The 17,339-nt window shown below is 43.6% G+C and carries 23 protein-coding genes and 1 riboswitch; of the genes, 3 read left to right on the top strand and 20 right to left on the bottom strand.

All coding sequences use genetic code 11. From position 1 onward, the window contains the following. Positions 1 to 38 precede the first annotated feature (38 nt). From UJ203_RS03900 to scpA, 3 genes are read right to left on the bottom strand one after another with little or no spacing between them, the layout of a single operon-like run. Complete coding sequence (locus tag UJ203_RS03900) at positions 39 to 578, bottom strand: YpuI family protein (RefSeq protein WP_038954213.1); 540 nt, start codon at positions 576 to 578, stop codon at positions 39 to 41. 57 nt (positions 579 to 635) lie between these two features. Continuing rightward, entirely contained in the window at positions 636 to 1,229 is a 594-nt protein-coding gene (gene scpB, locus UJ203_RS03895) for an SMC-Scp complex subunit ScpB (protein WP_044154877.1), read from the bottom strand. Further along, the gene (scpA, locus tag UJ203_RS03890; RefSeq protein ID WP_024121908.1) at positions 1,219 to 1,974 is read right to left on the bottom strand and encodes a segregation/condensation protein A; all 756 of its coding nucleotides are present in this window, start codon (positions 1,972 to 1,974) and stop codon (positions 1,219 to 1,221) included. Before scpA ends, scpB begins: the two co-directional genes overlap by 11 nt. A gap of 213 nt (positions 1,975 to 2,187) precedes the next feature. On the opposite strand from scpA, the gene UJ203_RS03885 reads away from it, so the two are divergent. After that, positions 2,188 to 2,277 carry a YjcZ family sporulation protein gene (locus UJ203_RS03885; RefSeq protein ID WP_024121909.1) on the top strand — a complete coding sequence of 30 codons (90 nt, stop codon included), beginning with the start codon at positions 2,188 to 2,190 and terminating at the stop codon, positions 2,275 to 2,277. Positions 2,278 to 2,364: 87 nt separating this feature from the next. Beyond that, the gene (locus UJ203_RS03880) at positions 2,365 to 2,889 is read left to right on the top strand and encodes a DUF309 domain-containing protein (protein WP_105954918.1); all 525 of its coding nucleotides are present in this window, start codon (positions 2,365 to 2,367) and stop codon (positions 2,887 to 2,889) included. 13 nt (positions 2,890 to 2,902) lie between these two features. On the opposite strand, the gene ribT is transcribed toward UJ203_RS03880, so the two are convergent. The 9 genes from ribT to UJ203_RS03835 all read right to left on the bottom strand — a co-directional run bounded on the left by ribT (position 2,903) and on the right by UJ203_RS03835 (position 9,691). Continuing rightward, positions 2,903 to 3,277, bottom strand: coding sequence for a GNAT family N-acetyltransferase RibT (ribT, locus tag UJ203_RS03875; protein WP_003223910.1), 375 nt, complete (start codon positions 3,275 to 3,277; stop codon positions 2,903 to 2,905). Between the two features lie 110 nt (positions 3,278 to 3,387). After that, positions 3,388 to 3,852 (bottom strand): 6,7-dimethyl-8-ribityllumazine synthase, encoded by a 465-nt coding sequence (gene ribH, locus UJ203_RS03870; RefSeq protein WP_024121911.1) that lies wholly within the window; start codon positions 3,850 to 3,852, stop codon positions 3,388 to 3,390. Between the two features lie 32 nt (positions 3,853 to 3,884). After that, entirely contained in the window at positions 3,885 to 5,081 is a 1,197-nt protein-coding gene (locus UJ203_RS03865) for a bifunctional 3,4-dihydroxy-2-butanone-4-phosphate synthase/GTP cyclohydrolase II (protein ID WP_322008647.1), read from the bottom strand. A 14-nt stretch (positions 5,082 to 5,095) separates the two neighbouring features. Continuing rightward, entirely contained in the window at positions 5,096 to 5,743 is a 648-nt protein-coding gene (ribE, locus tag UJ203_RS03860) for a riboflavin synthase subunit alpha (RefSeq protein WP_103671742.1), read from the bottom strand. Between the two features lie 10 nt (positions 5,744 to 5,753). Beyond that, positions 5,754 to 6,839 carry a bifunctional diaminohydroxyphosphoribosylaminopyrimidine deaminase/5-amino-6-(5-phosphoribosylamino)uracil reductase RibD gene (gene ribD, locus UJ203_RS03855; RefSeq protein ID WP_101864469.1) on the bottom strand — a complete coding sequence of 362 codons (1,086 nt, stop codon included), beginning with the start codon at positions 6,837 to 6,839 and terminating at the stop codon, positions 5,754 to 5,756. Between the two features lie 131 nt (positions 6,840 to 6,970). Further along, positions 6,971 to 7,116, bottom strand: a riboswitch (FMN riboswitch). A gap of 120 nt (positions 7,117 to 7,236) precedes the next feature. Then, a complete protein-coding gene (locus UJ203_RS03850; RefSeq protein WP_024121915.1) occupies positions 7,237 to 7,581 on the bottom strand; it encodes a hypothetical protein in 345 nt (114 codons plus the stop codon). Between the two features lie 236 nt (positions 7,582 to 7,817). Next, positions 7,818 to 8,372 (bottom strand): signal peptidase I sipS, encoded by a 555-nt coding sequence (sipS, locus tag UJ203_RS03845; protein ID WP_322008646.1) that lies wholly within the window; start codon positions 8,370 to 8,372, stop codon positions 7,818 to 7,820. A 155-nt stretch (positions 8,373 to 8,527) separates the two neighbouring features. Further along, positions 8,528 to 8,734 (bottom strand): zinc ribbon domain-containing protein, encoded by a 207-nt coding sequence (locus UJ203_RS03840; RefSeq protein ID WP_322008645.1) that lies wholly within the window; start codon positions 8,732 to 8,734, stop codon positions 8,528 to 8,530. A 525-nt stretch (positions 8,735 to 9,259) separates the two neighbouring features. Next, positions 9,260 to 9,691, bottom strand: coding sequence for a peptidylprolyl isomerase (locus tag UJ203_RS03835; RefSeq protein WP_003223931.1), 432 nt, complete (start codon positions 9,689 to 9,691; stop codon positions 9,260 to 9,262). A gap of 257 nt (positions 9,692 to 9,948) precedes the next feature. Here UJ203_RS03835 and UJ203_RS03830 point away from each other — a divergent pair, with 257 nt between their 5' ends. Next, the gene (locus UJ203_RS03830; RefSeq protein ID WP_322008644.1) at positions 9,949 to 10,821 is read left to right on the top strand and encodes a DUF1002 domain-containing protein; all 873 of its coding nucleotides are present in this window, start codon (positions 9,949 to 9,951) and stop codon (positions 10,819 to 10,821) included. Positions 10,822 to 10,849: 28 nt separating this feature from the next. On the opposite strand, the gene lysA is transcribed toward UJ203_RS03830, so the two are convergent. From lysA to UJ203_RS03790, 8 genes are all read right to left on the bottom strand, one after another. Continuing rightward, positions 10,850 to 12,169, bottom strand: a complete 1,320-nt coding sequence (lysA, locus tag UJ203_RS03825; protein ID WP_322009457.1) for a diaminopimelate decarboxylase — start codon at positions 12,167 to 12,169, stop codon at positions 10,850 to 10,852. Positions 12,170 to 12,275: 106 nt separating this feature from the next. Continuing rightward, positions 12,276 to 13,763 (bottom strand): spore germination protein SpoVAF, encoded by a 1,488-nt coding sequence (gene spoVAF / locus UJ203_RS03820; RefSeq protein ID WP_322008643.1) that lies wholly within the window; start codon positions 13,761 to 13,763, stop codon positions 12,276 to 12,278. After that, a complete protein-coding gene (locus UJ203_RS03815) occupies positions 13,708 to 14,325 on the bottom strand; it encodes a stage V sporulation protein AE (RefSeq protein WP_322008642.1) in 618 nt (205 codons plus the stop codon). The genes spoVAF and UJ203_RS03815 overlap by 56 nt, the downstream gene beginning before the upstream one ends. Positions 14,326 to 14,332: 7 nt before the next feature. Beyond that, positions 14,333 to 14,683, bottom strand: coding sequence for a stage V sporulation protein AE (gene spoVAE, locus UJ203_RS03810; RefSeq protein WP_003230467.1), 351 nt, complete (start codon positions 14,681 to 14,683; stop codon positions 14,333 to 14,335). Continuing rightward, positions 14,684 to 15,700 (bottom strand): stage V sporulation protein AD, encoded by a 1,017-nt coding sequence (spoVAD, locus tag UJ203_RS03805; protein ID WP_322008641.1) that lies wholly within the window; start codon positions 15,698 to 15,700, stop codon positions 14,684 to 14,686. Positions 15,701 to 15,712: 12 nt separating this feature from the next. After that, the gene (spoVAC, locus tag UJ203_RS03800; protein ID WP_024121922.1) at positions 15,713 to 16,165 is read right to left on the bottom strand and encodes a stage V sporulation protein AC; all 453 of its coding nucleotides are present in this window, start codon (positions 16,163 to 16,165) and stop codon (positions 15,713 to 15,715) included. Positions 16,166 to 16,177: 12 nt separating this feature from the next. Continuing rightward, positions 16,178 to 16,603, bottom strand: coding sequence for a stage V sporulation protein SpoVAB (gene spoVAB / locus UJ203_RS03795; RefSeq protein ID WP_024121923.1), 426 nt, complete (start codon positions 16,601 to 16,603; stop codon positions 16,178 to 16,180). Next, complete coding sequence (locus UJ203_RS03790) at positions 16,593 to 17,213, bottom strand: stage V sporulation protein AA (protein ID WP_322008640.1); 621 nt, start codon at positions 17,211 to 17,213, stop codon at positions 16,593 to 16,595. Before UJ203_RS03790 ends, spoVAB begins: the two co-directional genes overlap by 11 nt. Positions 17,214 to 17,339: the final 126 nt, after the last annotated feature.

Here is a 17,339-nt window from a genome sequence, read left to right as displayed (position 1 = left end):
AAACATAAAAAAACTCTCCCGTAAAGGGAGAGTAAGTGTTATCTGATTGATGCCATGCTAGATCCGGACGCTTCGTAATGAGCCAGTTCTTCCCTCATCTTCAGAAACGCTGCGCTCAGCGGCAATAATAATTGCTCCAGAGACTGCGGAACAGCATGGTAGAACTCAATTGCGCTGACTCCGGTATATGACGCCCGGCTGTTTTCACACCAGGTGTCTTTCTTTGGCATAAAGAACTCTTCAATGCATTGATGATACACATTGTAAAGTGTTTTTTCCGCTCTGGTTTCCTGAAATGGCTCTTGCATAAGGAGACGGCGGCATGCTTCAGCGCCTCCTTCACAAAATACTGTCATTCTTCTCAGCGTGCTCAGCACATCACAGCAGTATGCCTCTTCAACAGGCAATTCAGCCTGCATAGACGCCAGTGTGGTTTGATTTAAATAATCATTAACGGTATTGACAACCATTGATAAGAATTCGCCTGTTTTTTGAGTCTGCACTCGCACAATCGAATGTCCCATTTCGTTTGGTATCTTCCCCTCATGTCTTTGTCTCTCACATTTTGCTTCTTTCATGATAGCTACTTCTTCCTTATATCTTATGTTGATGAAAAAGCGCGATTCATTAAATCTCTATTTTATGTCTTCAAAGGTTTGGTTAAAGTTTTCAAAGAATAAATCCGCTTCTTCTTGAAGAACGTCATCTTCCGCATTTTCAGGCAGCGGCGGAAGCTCGTCCAGCGTTTTTAAGCCGAATTGCTCAAGAAAAGTCGGCGTCGTGCCGTATAAAATGGCCCGTCCCGGACCGTCAGCGCGTCCGACTTCACACAGCAGCGCCTTGGCGACAAGGCTGTGTAAAATTCTTTCTGATTTCACGCCTCTGATATCTTCAATTTCCGCTCTCGTAATCGGCTGTTTATATGAAACAATCGCCAGCACCTCTAAAGATGCCTGGGAAAGGCCTTTCGACGGTACTTCGATCAGTTTTTTCAAGTACGGCGCAAAGTCCTTTTTGGTGGAAAGCATGTACGTATCTGCATATTCAATTAGTTCAATGCCTCTTGTATCATGACGGTAATCGTCTGCCACATCCGCCATAATGGTGTTCAGTTCAGGCTCTTCTATTTCAAGCACTGTTAACAGCTGTTTTTTAGTCAGTCCTTCATCGCCTGCCGCATATAGAAGGGCTTCCACTATAGCTTTCCAATTCACGATATCAAGCCCCATGAATGGATTCACTCCCCATAATGTAAATATCTGAAAAATTTTGCTCCTGCTCAATCAAAATCAGCTGATTTTTCATCAGTTCTAAAACCGCCAGGAAGGTGACAACCAAATGTTCTTTTTGCTCATATGAAAAAAGATCCATAAAATTGATTCTTTTCCCTTTTGATTTCAGGCTGTGCACGATTTCATTCATTCTGTCTTCGATTGGTATTTCCTGTCTTGTAATTGTTGTTTCCATCGGCCTTGTTATTTTTTTTCGCTTCAGCACTTTTTGAAAAGCGCCAATCATATCGTAGACTGTGACTGACAGCTTTTGCTCCGACTGTTTCACTTCTTTTGCATATTCGCTCAAGTCACTCGGCGGTTTCGTGAATGATTTTTGTCTTTCTTCTTCCCGTTCCTTTAATTCCTTCGCCGCGTCTTTATATTTTCTATACTCAATCAGCTTTTCAATCAGTTCCTCCCGCGGGTCTTCTTCCTCAAGCAATTCATCCTCAAACAGCTCTTCCTCTTGCTTCGGGAGCAGCATTCTGCTTTTAATACTAAGCAGCGTGGCAGCCATCACCAAATACTCGCTGGCGATATCAAGCTCAAGCACACGCATCGTATGTACATATAATAAATATTGTTCAGTAATCTTCGCCACAGGTATATCATATATGTCAATTTCAAGACGATTGATTAAATGAAGCAGCAGGTCCAATGGGCCTTCAAACGTATCAATTTTTACTTGATATTCTTCCATCATCTCACCATTTTCAAGTATCACTCTCATTGCCGGATAAACTGGCTACCCTTTAGTATAAGCCACCAAAAAGCTCTCGTCCAATACTATTTCATTTCTGTATTTCAAGAGATTTGTGCTGAATATTCAAATAACAAGATATCCGCCTACACAAAAAAGGGCAGGTGTACATAGGATGCTCGCGTAGACCACAACAAAGGAGGCTGAATGTTCATGGGAGAAAAGTGCTTCAGCGGCGGTTTCGCTTTAATTGTCGTTTTGTTTATTCTGCTGATTATCGTAGGTGCCGCTTGGATTTGCTAGAACTAAAAATGAGCAGGTCCAATGCGCTGTTTTTTCCTTTTATCTGTCCTGTGTTACACTAAAGGCGGATTAAAAGGAGGAAGCATCTTGTACCCGAAAGCTTATATCGATTATCTCGTTGAATTTCACGCAACACGGGATTATTTTGAATGCCATGAAATACTAGAAGAATATTGGAAGGAAGATCCTCCGAACAAACGAAAAATACTTTGGGTCGGCTTTATCCAGCTTGCTGTTGCTTTGTATCATCACAGAAGACAGAATACAGCCGGGGCCAAAAGATTGCTGGCAAACAGCATACGGATTCTTCAAGCGAAAAAACAAGCGGTGGAAGATTTGGGGCTTGATCATACCCGTTTACTGGAGCTTATGCAGTCGGTTTACGAACAAATTGAACTGGGATCTTCCTATAAAAGCATCATGCTGCCAATTAAAGATGAGAAGCTGAAGGAAGCATGCCGCATTGAATGCAAGCGAAAAGCTTACACGTGGGGACAGCCCAGCACACTCACTGATAGATTTCTAATTCATAAACATTGTTTGCGGGATCGGACTGATGTCATCCGCGAACGCGAGAAAGAAATTGAACGAAGAAAAAAAAGCAGAGGCTGATAACAGCCTCTGCTTAATTATTGTATGAAATGTCTTGATCCTGCTGACCTTGACAGCGTTCGAAAAAGCTCTGCGTTAATTCATTCGGAACCAGTACCTGCGTTTTGAATAAATGCTTTAAAGCATCCATCATCTGTTTTCCGATTCCTTGATGGCGATGAGAAGGATTCACACTGATATGCCGGATTTCAACCTCGGAATCCTTTTTTTCAACTCCGATTGCTCCGACGATATCCTCGTCCTCTTTCCAAAGAAAGAGCTGGCGGTCTGTATCCGTTTCGTAGTCCTTAATTGTCTGCTGAAGCTGCTTAAGATCTTTTTCATTTGGCATAAATGAAAGAAGTCCCATCGCAATCTTTTCAAACGATTTTTTATAACGAATTAACATAAAAACCCCTCTATATCCTAATGTCCAGTTCTATCAAACGGATAAGTGTAGGTGATCCGTTTTCTCACATTATATCATTTTCGCCATATTTTTAAACTGTTTTCAGCAAATTATTCAAATGAACGGTTTAAATTTGCCATTTCTATGGCAGAAACAGCACAATCTACGCCCTTATTGCCTGCTTTTGTTCCAGCTCGTTCAATGGCCTGCTCAATGTTTTCCGTAGTGACAATTCCAAAGATCACAGGTACGCCTGTTGTGTTCGCTGCTTGCGCGATGCCTTTTGCTGCTTCGTTGCAGACGTAATCGTAATGAGTTGTCGCGCCTCTGATGACAGTGCCGAGTGTAATAACGGCGTCATATTTTTTTGTTTCCGCCATTTTTTTAGCAGCGAAAGGAATTTCAAATGCGCCCGGAACCCAAGCCACATCAATATCGTTTGTATCCACGCCGTGTCTGAGCAAAGCATCTTCTGCCCCGCTCAAGAGCTTGCTTGTAATAAAATCATTAAATCTTCCTACTACGATTCCGATTTTAAGACCTGTACCAACTAAATTTCCTTGTATGATATTCATATGATTCCCATCCTTTTTTGTGATTTTTGTTATTAGAAATGAAGTAAATGACCTAGTTTGTTCATCTTTGTTTGCAAATATTTTTTGTTGTGCTCTTTGGCCTCCATTTGAAGCGGCACTCTTTCTGTAATGCTAAGACCATACCCTTCAAGCCCGGCAATTTTCCGCGGATTATTCGTCAAGAGCTTCATATTCCGCACGCCGAGATCGCGTAAAATTTGAGCACCAATGCCGTAATTGCGCAAATCAGGCAAAAAGCCGAGCGCTTCATTAGCTTCTACGGTGTCATACCCTTCTTCCTGAAGCTTATAAGCTTTTAACTTATTGATCAGACCGATGCCCCGGCCTTCTTGGCGGAGATACAAAAGCACTCCCCGGCCTTCTGCGGCAATTTGCGTCAGCGCGGCGTGAAGCTGCGGGCCGCAGTCACAGCGATGAGACCCAAACACATCACCTGTGAGACACTCTGAATGAACCCGAACCAATACTGGTTCTTCATTAAACGGCACATCTCCCATCACAAATGCGACATGCTCTTTTCCATCGATCTCATTTGTGTATCCGTACACCTTAAATGTGCCAAAATCAGTAGGCAAGGTAATATTGACTTCCCGCTCTACAAGTGTTGTCAAGTTGTAGCGGTACTCAATTAAATCCTTAATGGTGATCAGTTTTAATTGATGCTTTTTCGCAATTTCAATGAGCTCAGGTACCCTTGCCATCGTTCCGTCTTCATTCATGATTTCACAAATGACGCCAGCTCCCTGAGAACCGCAGGCTTCAGCAAGATCAACTGCCGCTTCTGTATGGCCCGCTCTTTTCAGGACACCTCCCTTTTTCGCAATCAGCGGAAAAATGTGCCCTGGACGCTGAAAATCTGCCGGCACTGAATCGCTGTCCAGCAAAGCTTTGACAGTAAATGATCTTTCCTGTGCGCTGATTCCCGTTTTTGTCTTACGGTGGTCAATGCTTACTGTAAAAGCAGTGTGGTGGGAATCTGTATTGTGCTCAACCATAGGATGAAGATCGAGCCTGTCAGCGATTTCCTCACTGAGAGGCGTGCAAATCAGCCCTCTTCCGTGCGTCGCCATAAAGTTAATCACTTCAGGAGTCGCATGCTCCGCAAGAGCCACAAAGTCTCCTTCGTTTTCTCTGTCTTCATCATCCACAACAATGATGACTTCGCCTTTTTTTAAAGCGTCTAATGCCTCTTCTATCGGATGAAACATGCAAATCTTCCTCTCTAAAAGCCGTTTTCGCTTAAGAAGGCTTTTGTTATGGTTTGTTGGTTCTTATTTTCATTGGCTTTATGCAAAAATCGATACATATATTTTCCGATCATATCGCATTCGATATTCACTTTAGAGCCGATTGTTTTTTCTGAAAAAATCGTTTCGCTGATGGTGTGAGGGATTAAAGAAATCGTCACGGTATCATCTGTCAGCCCGAAGATGGTTAAACTCACGCCGTCCACGGTAATAGATCCCTTTAAAACCAACGTTTTTGTTAATGACGGATCCATTTTCAAATCATAGTAAACTGCGTTGCTTTTTTCTTCAATACGCGTGATTTCTGCGGTTCCGTCGACATGACCTGAAACGAAATGGCCTCCAAAACGCCCGTTTGCCGCCATGGCTCTTTCCAAGTTCACTTTGCTGCCTTTTGATAAATCGTTCAGCGACGTTGCTTTGACCGTTTCAGGCATGACATCAACTGTGAAGTGACTTTTCGTGAAATCAGTAACAGTCAGACAAATGCCATTCACTGCAATGCTGTCGCCCAAATGAACATCCTCTAATATTTTTGAGCATTTAATTGTTAAGGCCATAGAGGGGCCTGCTTTTTTCATGGATTCAATCGTGCCTGTTTCTTCTATAATCCCTGTAAACATGGTCACCATCCTACTCGTTTTTCGGTTTTGCCGTCAGTCTGATATCACGGCCAATTTGGGTTATATCTGTGAATTGTAATAAGGGGACATCTTTCATTGATTGAAAACCTTCACCGGAGATTAAGCTGGGAGCAAGCGTTCCTCCGATTAATTTAGGGGCAAAATAGTAGATGATCTCTTGAAAACAGCCTGCTTTGACGAAGCTTCCGTGAACAGCTGATCCGCCTTCCACATACACCGACATGATGCCTTCTTCCGCAAGGATTTTCAGTACATCGGAAATTGGTATACGATCTGTTTCCAGAGTAAATATTTTCACGCCAAAAGCGGAAAACCGTTTTTTCTTCTCCTCATCAGCACGTGTTGTTGTAAAAATCCAAGTCGGCGCTGCCTGATCGCAAATCACATTCGCGTCATCGGGAATCGAAAGTTCGGTATCAAGTATCACCCTGACCGGCTGTTTTGAAACATTCGGGAGCCTGCAGGTTAAGCTTGGATTGTCAGCTTTCACAGTGCCTGCTCCGACCAAAATGCTTTGATGTGATTTCCTGTATTGCTGAGCATCCTGTCTTGCAGCTTCTGATGTGATCCATTTGCTGTCACCTGTACTGGTCGCTGTTTTTCCGTCTAGGCTTGCGGCAGCTTTTAATGTGACGTAAGGGAGGCCTGTCCTCATGAAATGCAGAAATTTTTCATTCAGCTGTTCCGCCTGATCTGCCAGAATGCCTTCCTTTACTTCGATGCCGGCTTCTTCTATCATGCTGATTCCCCGTCCGGCCACAAGCGGGTTAGGATCTCTCATTGCGACAAATACTCTCTTTATCCCGGACTTGATAATCAGTTCGGCACAAGGCGGTGTTTTTCCGTAATGGCTGCACGGTTCAAGGGTGACATAAATATCAGCGCCTTTCGCATGTGCGCCTGCCATATGAATAGCATGGACTTCCGCGTGAGCTTCACCGTATTTTAAATGGGCGCCCATCCCGACAATCTGTCCGTCCTTCACCACAACAGCGCCTACGAGCGGATTCGATTCGGTCTGTCCTTCACCCTGCTTCGCAAGATCCAACGCCAGTTTCATATAATACTCTTCCATCTGTTTTCCCCTCCCTTCTTTATTCATTTACCGTCAAAAAAGCCCCGAATTTAAGAAAAATTCGGGGCTTTAGGTATTTTACGCAATAGGAAATAACACTATGCATGTTGATACATTTTGCATAGCGGTTCTTCATCCTTCTCCCATCCAGACTTTCACTGTCGGCTTCAGCTTAAACTGAATCCACCGCGTACATATGCACACGGGTCACGGGCTCTAAAGCGCATGTCGCTTTACTACCGCCGGTCGGGATTTCCACCCTGCCCCGAAGGATACAATCTTTATTCATTTGTCCTTAATGGCTATTATAGCGATCCTTTCTTAAGTACGCAATGAAATAAACTTACAATTTGAGAAATCAAAAAAACACCCATCGTTCCGAAAGGTGTTTTTTCACTTAATCATTTACTTTTGCAACCTTGATTAAACCGTCGATCCGCTTTGATTTGCTGAAGTACGCCTTGATCTTATCGCCTTCTTTTATATCAGACAAATCTTGATTTAACTTTTTTCCGTTGAAGATGATCTTCGTGCCGTTTTCTGCTTCTCCATGATATTCTGTGCCGTCAATTTTTGTCACTTGATATTCCTCGATTGTATACTCTTCTTCTTCGGAGGACAAGGTTTGTCCAATCGCTGTCGGAACGTCCTTCAGTTCAACATCATTTATGTACATATACCCCCCTGCAAGTAAAACCAGTAGCACTAACAGAATGGTAATCTTGGTTTTTATTCTTCCCATTTTAAAAAACCTCCAGCCAATATGAATCTATTCATTCATATGAGTTATTCCTTTTTTTCATGAATAAAAAACCGCAAATTCTCGTAAATTATTAATATAACGATGCATAACGGGAATATGTTTCGCATTTCTGCAAAAATTTCTTTTCTATAGATATACGAATTTATGTTCTGGTTTTAGGGGATGCATGAGAAAAAGAATAAAAAAGCAGCTCCTTTTCAGGAAACTGCTAATACCTAGTTGGTTTTACGAATGTCGTTAAATGGGAAGAAAACAAACTTTGACGTACCCGCAATTTGTTTTTTCGTAAAGAGTCCAAGCCCGTTTCGGCTGTCCATTGAGTTTCGGCGGTTATCACCCATAACAAAATACTTGTTATCAGGCACTTTGATCGGGCCGAAATCATCAGTTAGATGGTCATATCCATCTTCTTTTGCTTGCTTTTTATTTGCCTTCAAATAAGGCTCAGCCACTTTTTTTCCATTGATATAAAGCTGGTCGTTTTTCATTTCGACTGTGTCTCCGGGCAAGCCGATCAGCCGCTTGACATAGTGGACATCATCCCCGTTTAGCACGATGATATCCCCTCTCTTAAACTCGCCTATGTACTTAACTGTCATATTGACAAATACCCTTTCATGGTCAAGAAGGGTAGGCTCCATGGACTCACCGTCAACGACATACGGCGCAAAAATAAAATTGCGGATGAGTAATGCCAGAACAACTGCGATAATAATCGCTTTGGCCCATTCAAATATTGATTTTTTCTTAGAAACGGTTTCCGCTTTCAACTGAGTTCCTCCAATAAACAACGGTCTTCAATTTATGTTATCACGAATCGATAAGAAATCCCATTAGGACCATTGAAGAAAATTTTCACATCTATTTATTCTTCTGCCAGAATCAATTTGTTCCCATTTCCTAATGAAATCGGGAGAAGAATCAATCAGCCTCCAAAGAACAAATCCAATATATTGCCGGCAGCTGAAGTTTCTTTATTATAAAACTCCGAATATCCGCATTTCTTACAGTAGACGACGAGAAAACGGTTATGCTGCACATCAAACAACTTTGACAATCCGGTTCCAGTTGTGGCAATTTCTTTTTGGCCAGCTTCAGTGCTTCCGCATTTTATACAGCCTTTGTTGTTCATCAAACGCAGCTCCTTTTCAAAAAAATGACATTGATATTATTTCATTTTACTACAAATGCCGTTTGGGATGAAGCATGTCAACTTTAAAATTTGTTTAATTTTCCCTGATGAGTGTATCTGACTGTATGAATGCCCCACCCATACAAGCGCGGACTAGCTTACAATCTCATTTTGTTTTTTACTTGTTCGTTTAAGCTATTTCATACGGTCTCTAATATGTATAAAGAGGAGAAGAGATAGGGATGATTTCCCCATTACGATGAATCATATTGAAGGGAACAGCGTAGTCAGTGCATTTTCTATAAGCCCGCTGAACGTATCAAAATCAGTGTTTTGGTTCCGTCGGATTGAATACAATTGTGGTTGAACACTTATGACTTGAAACATAGCTATAGGATTCCTATCAAATCTCTCTATGCCTCCTCGTTCTACCTTAAAAACGTCTGTTGTTAACTGCCACAACCAGATCAGGCTGTGAGCGAAAAGAAAAAGCTCCCCGATATGAGGGAGCTTTCTGCCTGCCTATTAGCCTTCTACGCGAACTTCTTTCATCACGTCACCGTTAGACATGTTTTTCGCGAATTCTAGACCGCTTGTTACTTTGCCGAATACAGTGTGAACACCGTTTAAATGAGGCTGCGGCTCATGGACGATGAAAAATTGGCTGCCGCCAGTATCTTTTCCTGCGTGTGCCATAGAGAGTGCGCCTGCTTCATGTGTGTGCGGGTTTCCTTCTGTTTCACATTTGATTGTGTATCCGGGACCGCCTGTTCCAGTACCGTGCGGGCATCCGCCTTGGCTGACGAAGCCTGGAATGACTCGGTGGAATGTAAGGCCGTCGTAAAATCCTTCGTTTGCAAGCTTTTCAAAGTTTGCAACTGTACCCGGTGCTGCTTCCGGATAAAGTTCAAATTCAATTTTGTTGCCATCTTCTAATAAAAAGTAACCTGTTTTCAATTGTATGCCCACTTTCTTTATTTTAATTTTCAAAGGAGAAATTTATGTATCATCATTATGGCTTGTCTCTCCTTGTCGCGGCTATTATACCACACCTTTTTGGGGAAAACGACTCTCCCGGCTTTTCTCCAAAATAAAAATGAAACCTGAACCTCTCTATCTCCGTCTAACCTATCGGAACTGTATTTTTCATCATGATTCAGGTCCTCGCAAAGCAGCTTTAACTGCTGCTTGTGAAATGAAGGAGGTCAACTGCTTTGAAAAAAATATGGATTGGAATGCTGGCAGCGGCCGTTTTGCTGCTGACGATTCCGAAAGTCAGTCTCGCGGATGCCGCAGTCGGAGATGTCATCGTGACACTTGGTGCAAATTTGTCAGAATCAGATAAGCAAAAAGTGCTTGATGAAATGAATGCCCCTGATAATGCCACAACCGTGACCGTTACCAATAAGGAAGAACACGAATATTTAGGAAAATATATACCAAGCGCGCAAATTGGCTCAAGAGCGATTTCATCATCGTCTATTACCATTGCCAAAAAAGGCTCCGGATTAAATGTTGAGACACATAATATCAGCGGCATTACGGATGAAATGTACCTCAATGCCTTGATGACAGCCGGCGTTAAGGACGCGAAGGTTTATGTTACCGCTCCGTTTGAAGTGTCCGGTACTGCGGCTTTGACAGGCTTGATTAAAGCATATGAAGTTTCTTCTGACGAAGCGATTTCTGAAGACGTTAAGCAAGTCGCCAACCAAGAGCTTGTGACGACCTCAGAGCTTGGTGACAAAATCGGTGACGAAAATGCGGCTGCGCTGATTGCAAAAATAAAAGAAGAGTTTGCTAAAAACGGTGTGCCTGACAATAAAGCCGATATTGAGAAAAAAGTGGACGATGCGGCTTCCGATTTAAACGTCACACTGACAGACAGCCAAAAGGATCAGCTTGTATCCTTGTTCAATAAGATGAAAAACGTTGATATCGACTGGGGACAGGTCGGTGACCAGCTTGATAAAGCGAAAGATAAGATTAGTAAATTTTTAGACTCAGATGAAGGCAAGAACTTTATCCAGAAAGTCATTGATTTCTTCGTTTCCATCTGGAACGCGATTGTTTCTATATTCAAATAAAAAAAGCGCCGAATTCCCGGCGCTTTTTTCATTGCTTCACACTCGTTTTAAATGGCAGATCCAGTTTTACAATATCCTCGTACGTTTCTCTTTTTACGACTAAATGAGCCTCTCCGTTTTCTACAAATACAACGGCAGGTCTTGGAATTCTATTATAATTATTGGCCATGCTGTAGCCATAAGCGCCTGTACAAAAAACAGCAAGCAGATCTCCTTCTTTTACTTCCGGCAGGTCAATATCCCAAATGAGCATATCTCCGCTTTCACAGCACTTGCCGGCAATCGATACCGTTTTATCGTGCGCTTCACCGATACGGTTAGCTGTAACAGCTTCATATTTTGCCTGATAGAGAGCCGGACGGATATTGTCGTTCATTCCTCCGTCAACTGCTACATACTGCCGGACACCCGGCACTTCTTTTTGGGAGCCGACTGTATAAAGTGTTGTGCCTGCGTCTCCTACAAGCGAGCGGCCCGGTTCGATCCAAATTTCCGGTATGTCAAATCCATAGCGGGCTGCATTTGTTTTTACAGCTTCGATGATTTTTTCTACATATTCAGTGGCATGAAGCGGTTCATCTTCTTCCGTATAACGAATGCCAAAACCGCCTCCAAGGTTCAGCACCTTTGAAACAAATGAGTAAGCTTCTCTCCATTCGTCAAGTTTTTTGAAGATTTTTTCTGCCGCTAGCACAAAACCGGCTGTATCAAAAATTTGCGAACCGATATGGCAATGAACACCCAGCAGCTGAATGTGTTCTGATTGTAAAACCTGTTCAATCGCCTGTTCAGTTTGTCCGTTATGAAGGTCAAAACCAAACTTTGAATCTTCCTGTCCCGTTGTAATGTAGTCATGTGTATGCGCCTCTACTCCGGGGGTAATCCGCAGGAGAACATCAATTGAGTGCCCAGTTTCTTTGCACAGGTCTTCAAGAATCGAGATTTCATAGAAATTATCAACCACAATGCAGCCGATACGGTGTTTAAGCGCCATCCGCAGCTCTTCCCTGCTTTTGTTATTTCCGTGAAAGTGAATGCGCTCCGCCGGAAATCCTGCTGCAACAGCTGTGTAAAGTTCTCCTCCAGACACGACATCTAAGGAAAGCCCTTCTTCCTCGGCAAGCTGAATCATCGCAACAGAAGAGAATGCCTTGCTCGCATACGCGACCTGCGCTGTCAGCCCTGCAGTTATAAATGCCTGCTTAAAGCTTTTAGCACGCTCACGTATTAAAGCCACATCATATACGTAAAGAGGCGTGCCGTATGTTTCAGCTAAATAGAGAGCGTCCACACCTCCGATTTCCAAATGCCCATGTTGATTTTGTCTGCTAGTGCCGTGTAAGAACAATGTCATTCCCTCTTTCTCCGCTTATGGGTGAAAAGGACAGTTTTATGGACTGTCCTTTCATAATTAAGACATACATTATCATACTCTTCAGTCAGTTTCAATGCGATTATGAATTGGTAGGCTGTCTTAAGCGATTTCTTGGGTGAACAATGCTTGGTCTTACTTTCGCACCAGGTTTCGCCGTGCGAATCAGCACCTGCCACAGCGCCTTTCCGTTAAACGGAATGAGCGGCCATAAGTATGGGGTTTGAAGGGATTTTATGCTGGCCATGGCTATAATAAGAACAGTAAATCCTATAACGAGCCCTTTTACATGAAAGAGCGCTACTAATATCATAAGTGTAAGACGGGCCATTTTATTTGCCAGGCTTAATTCATAGCTTGGCGTCGTAAAGGTTCCAATAGCGGCAAGCGAGACATACAGTATGACCTCAGGAGAGAACAGCCCCACATCAATGGCAATTTGCCCGATTAGAACCGCGGCAATTAATCCCATTGCGGTAGATAAAGCGGTCGGTGTGTGAATAGCGGCCATTCTGAGAAACTCAATTCCTAAATCAGCTAAGAAAATCTGCAGAATGATCGGGATATGCATATCTTTATTCAACCCGATAAATTTTAGATTCTCTGGCAGCAATTCCGGTTGAAGAACAAAGAGAAACCAGATGGGGAGAAATAAAGTAGAAGCAAGAATGCCGAAAAATCGTACCCATCTTAAAAAGGTTCCCACAGAAGGAGCCTGTCTGTATTCTTCAGCATGCTGAACATGATGGAATAAGGTTGTCGGCGTGATGATCACACTAGGCGATGTATCAACCATAATCACGACATGGCCTTCAAGTACGTGATTGGCCGCCACATCGGGCCTTTCTGTATAACGGACGAGCGGAAACGGGTTGTAGCTTTGTTTGATAATAAACTCTTCGACTGTTTTGTCTGCCATTGTTAATCCGTCGACATCAATAGCAGCAATTTCTTTTTCCACGATGTCAACCAGATCCGGATCTGCAATGTCTTCGATATAACAAATGCTCAGATCCGTTTTTGAACGCTCGCCGACCTTTGTCATCTTGACGCGAAGGCGTTCGTCCCTGATCCGTCTTCTGAGAAGTGCGGTATTGACGACGATATTTTCAACAAATCCGTCTCTGGCGCCTCTGACCACCTTTTCCGTATCCGGTTCTTCCGGATTTCTTCCCGGATAGCTTCTGACATCAATGATAAAAGCAAATCCTGCATCTTCAACAATAACTGCGACTAACCCGGACAGCACCTGGTCGGTGGTTTCATCCAGCGTTTTTACTTTTTCGACCTGGGCGTTGAGCAACCTGTTTTCAACGATATCGACCAGCTCTTCAGGGTCCTCTTTTCCTGTCCGGTTGTTTATGGTAACAAGCTCTCTCATTAAGTGAATGATAAAGGCAGTGTCACATAATCCATTCAAATAGTACAGCTGAACTTCTCTGTCTAAAATGGTAAGCTTGCGAACACCTACATCATAGCTGATTCCCATTCCGACGCGATTTTTAAAATAAGCTTCATTTTTGTCTGGATTCCGATAAACCCGGATTTTCTCTTCCTTTTTGTCCGGCATGATACCCGCTCCTTTCTAAAATAAACTCGACCGCTTTCATGGTGATTGGCGACCCTTTCGATATATCGTCTTTCCTGCCCATTTTGCCGATATCCCCGATACCAACGATAAGCGGCAGATCAAGTTTATCAAGGCAATAGACCGTATCCCCGTTCATTCTGTGTTCATCGAATTCCCTCTCTCCGATTTTATCCACGCCGTATTCTGTTATCTCTCCATTGCGGTCAATGCTTACGTCAACCCTGGTCCATTCAGCCTGATGGGTTTTCGATGCTATCGCAATCACACCGAGCACTTCAATTGCCGGATGAGTGGCCACATAGGTCAGAGCGGTTTCTCCCGGTCCCTCTCCTTGAAGGCCGGAGTCGTCAAACATGACAAATACAGGGTCATACGGTGCTGATGTAATCAGCCTGACAAGCTCGGCGCCGCTGCGGGTGGAGGGATTGCCTTTTGATTGAGAAATACATCTCCCTCCAACTCTTCTTGCGGCGTATTCAATTGTTTTAGCAGCATACACATCTCCGTCTGTTACCAGTATGACCTTGCGTTTTGTCGTCATCTCGGCATTATCCTTTCGGTTTAAAAATAACAGCGACGATAAAGGCGAATAGAATGGCGGCTGAGATACCGGCAGATGTCAGCTCGAATATCCCCATACCAATTCCGATAAATCCGTGTATATGCGCCTGATGCATGGCACCGTGCAGAAGGCTGTGGCCAAAGCTGACAATCGGAACCGTGGCGCCTCCTCCAGCAAACTCAATAAATTTATCGTAAATGCCAAAACCATCTAAAATCGCCCCGATGACGACAAAGGATGTCATGACGTGGGCAGGCGTCAATTTAAATATGTCCAGCAGCAGCTGCCCAACAATACAAATGGCGCCTCCGCAAACAAAAGCCAAAAGATAGTCCACTTAAGATGCACCTCCTGCACGTTCAAATACAACCCCGTGTGCGATGGTCGGAATAGTTTGTTTTTGCTGGATCATGGTCGGGCTTAACAGCGCCCCGGTTGCTACTACAAACACACGGTTTAATTTTCCTTCTTTCAGCTGCTTGAAAATATGTGAGTAGGTTACAACCGCGGAACAAGCGCATCCGCTTCCTCCGGCAAACACCTGCTGATCTGGTGTGTAAATCAGAAGCCCGCAATCATCATGTTTTGTGCCGACCGGATATCCCTCTTCTTTCAAGATATCTTTGACAATAGGAGATCCGACGCCGGAAAGGTCTCCCGTCAGGATCAGATCGTAGTCGTCTGCTGTGCGGTTCATGTCTTGAAAGTGCTGTTTAATAGTATCAGCAGCAGCAGGAGCCATGGCTGATCCCATATCAAACGGGTCTGTAATTCCTAAGTCAGCCACCTTCCCTATAGTTGCACTTGTAATTTGAATATCACTCGGTGTCTGACTGATGACAACCGCACCGCTCCCAGTTACAGTAGATGTCGCAGTATCCGGTTTTTGCCCGCCGTATTCCGTCGGATAGCGGAACTGTCTTTCAGCTGTGGCATTGTGACTGCTTGTAGCAGCAATCGCCCGATTTGCAAATCCGCCGTCGACTAAGGCAGATGCAACAGCAACTGTTTCCATTGATGTTGAGCATGCGCCAAACATGCAAAGAAACGGGATTTTCAGATGCCTTGCCACATAGTTGGCTGTGACATTTTGATTCAACAGATCGCCTGCAAGCAAAAGATCAATATCATCTTTTTTCAAATTGTTTTTTTGCAGCACGGTATTGATGGCGTCCTCCATTAGCTGCCTTTCAGCCATTTCCCAGCTTTTTTGATTACAGTGCATGTCGTCATAGGTTTTATCATATAAAGACCCGAGCGGACCGTCTTTTTCCTTAGGCCCTACTGCTGTTCCCGCTGCATTGACAAATAAGTGATGCTCAAACACCCAGGTTTGCTTTCCTGTTAATTTCATTTCTTTCTCCTCCTATGACATCAGTTTCTCAAAAGCAAACCGAATCATTCCGACGATGTAAGCAGCCACAACACCGAATACGATGACGTTTCCCGCCAGTTTAAACATGTTTGTCGCTACTCCCAATACTAAACCTTCGCTTTTATACTCAAGAGCCGCGCTTGCCATACTGTTGGCAAAGCCGGTGACAGGTACAGCTGATCCTGCGCCTGCAAACTGACCGATTCTGTCATAAATGCCGAATCCGGTGAGCAACGCTGACAATAGGATCAGCGTTGCCGCCGTAGGGTTTCCTGCTGTTTTTTCGTTAAAATCAAAAAAATGGATATAAAAATTCTGCAGACCTTGCCCGATCATGCAGATCAAACCGCCTACAAGAAAGGCTTTTACACAGTTCCATACGTAAGGCGGCTTTGGCTGATATGTTTTTACTTTTGATTTGTAGTTTTCTTTTATGTTTGTCATATTGAAACCTCCTTATGAATGATGAATAAAATACAGCCAATGAAATAAAGATCCCGCGATTTTTCCAATGACAATGGCCATTAATAGAATAATGATTTTACTTCTGAGGCCGATTCGTTTAGCCAAGATCGGCAAGACATTTAACACTTCTGTCAGCGCGGCTGCAAGCATCCCGACAAATACTCCGGCCAACAGCCCGACCGGCACGGCAATCCACTTTGATAAAAAGAGATGGTGCATATGCAGTGTTTCCCAGCCCCCGCAAACCGCACCGAGAATAACAGCCGCTTCATAAGCTTGAACAAATCTCATCGTTTTGGTGAGCTGCATCAGACGCGGAATGATTCCCATCACGGTTAAAAAAGCCACGAAACCTGCCCCGACTGTGATGCCTCCGCCGAGCCCGACAAAAATGATGAACAATACACTAACGATCATGCAGGTCCTTTATTGTTTCTTCATTTTCATGCATGGCCACATATTGATCGAGATCAAGCTGATAGTTAAACATTTCAACCTCCAGCGGGCTGGGCTCTTCATTAAGGCGCTTTTTAAAAATGTGGTTAAAAAACACAATCATCCCCAGTCCCAAACCGATGCTGTAAGGGATTTGAAGTAAATATGGATAGTCATTCCGCTCTCCGGTTATGATTTCATATAGCGCAATATGAACATCTCCCATACTGACATCCTCATGGAAGTTCATGATGGCAAGGCACGATCCGATAAACAGCAGCAGCCAGACACCAATAAAAAGAACGGTTGATATGTGCCGTTTCTGATACTGAATTTCAACAATGGTTTCAGCTCCGCCCACAGTTTGAACATCAAGTGAGGGATCCTGCTGATAAATGGCTTTGAGCACTTTTATGATATCCAGAATTACGATATTTTTATCTTTTTCGCTCACCTGATACAGCGGCATAGCCGACAGTTTCTTTTTCAGCTGATGCTGCCCTTCTATTTGCGCGGCATCCCCGACCGTTATGATATCCCCCGGATGTGCCAAAACGCGGTGGCGAAGCCTGATAAATAGTCGTCGTTCCATCATTGATCACCATCTTTCGGTGGTTATATATGTAGTATGTGGTTCGATTTTGTTCTCATTCATCCGCTTGAAAAGACCATAAATTACCACGCTTTTGCAAAACAAAAAGCCAGCCTGCAGTGACAG

It is taken from the genome of Bacillus sp. V26 (assembly GCF_034296245.1).
Classification (GTDB): Bacteria; Bacillota; Bacilli; order Bacillales; family Bacillaceae; genus Bacillus; species Bacillus halotolerans.
The sequence above is the reverse complement of the archived record's forward strand: the minus strand, read 5'-3'. Positions and strand labels throughout refer to the sequence as shown.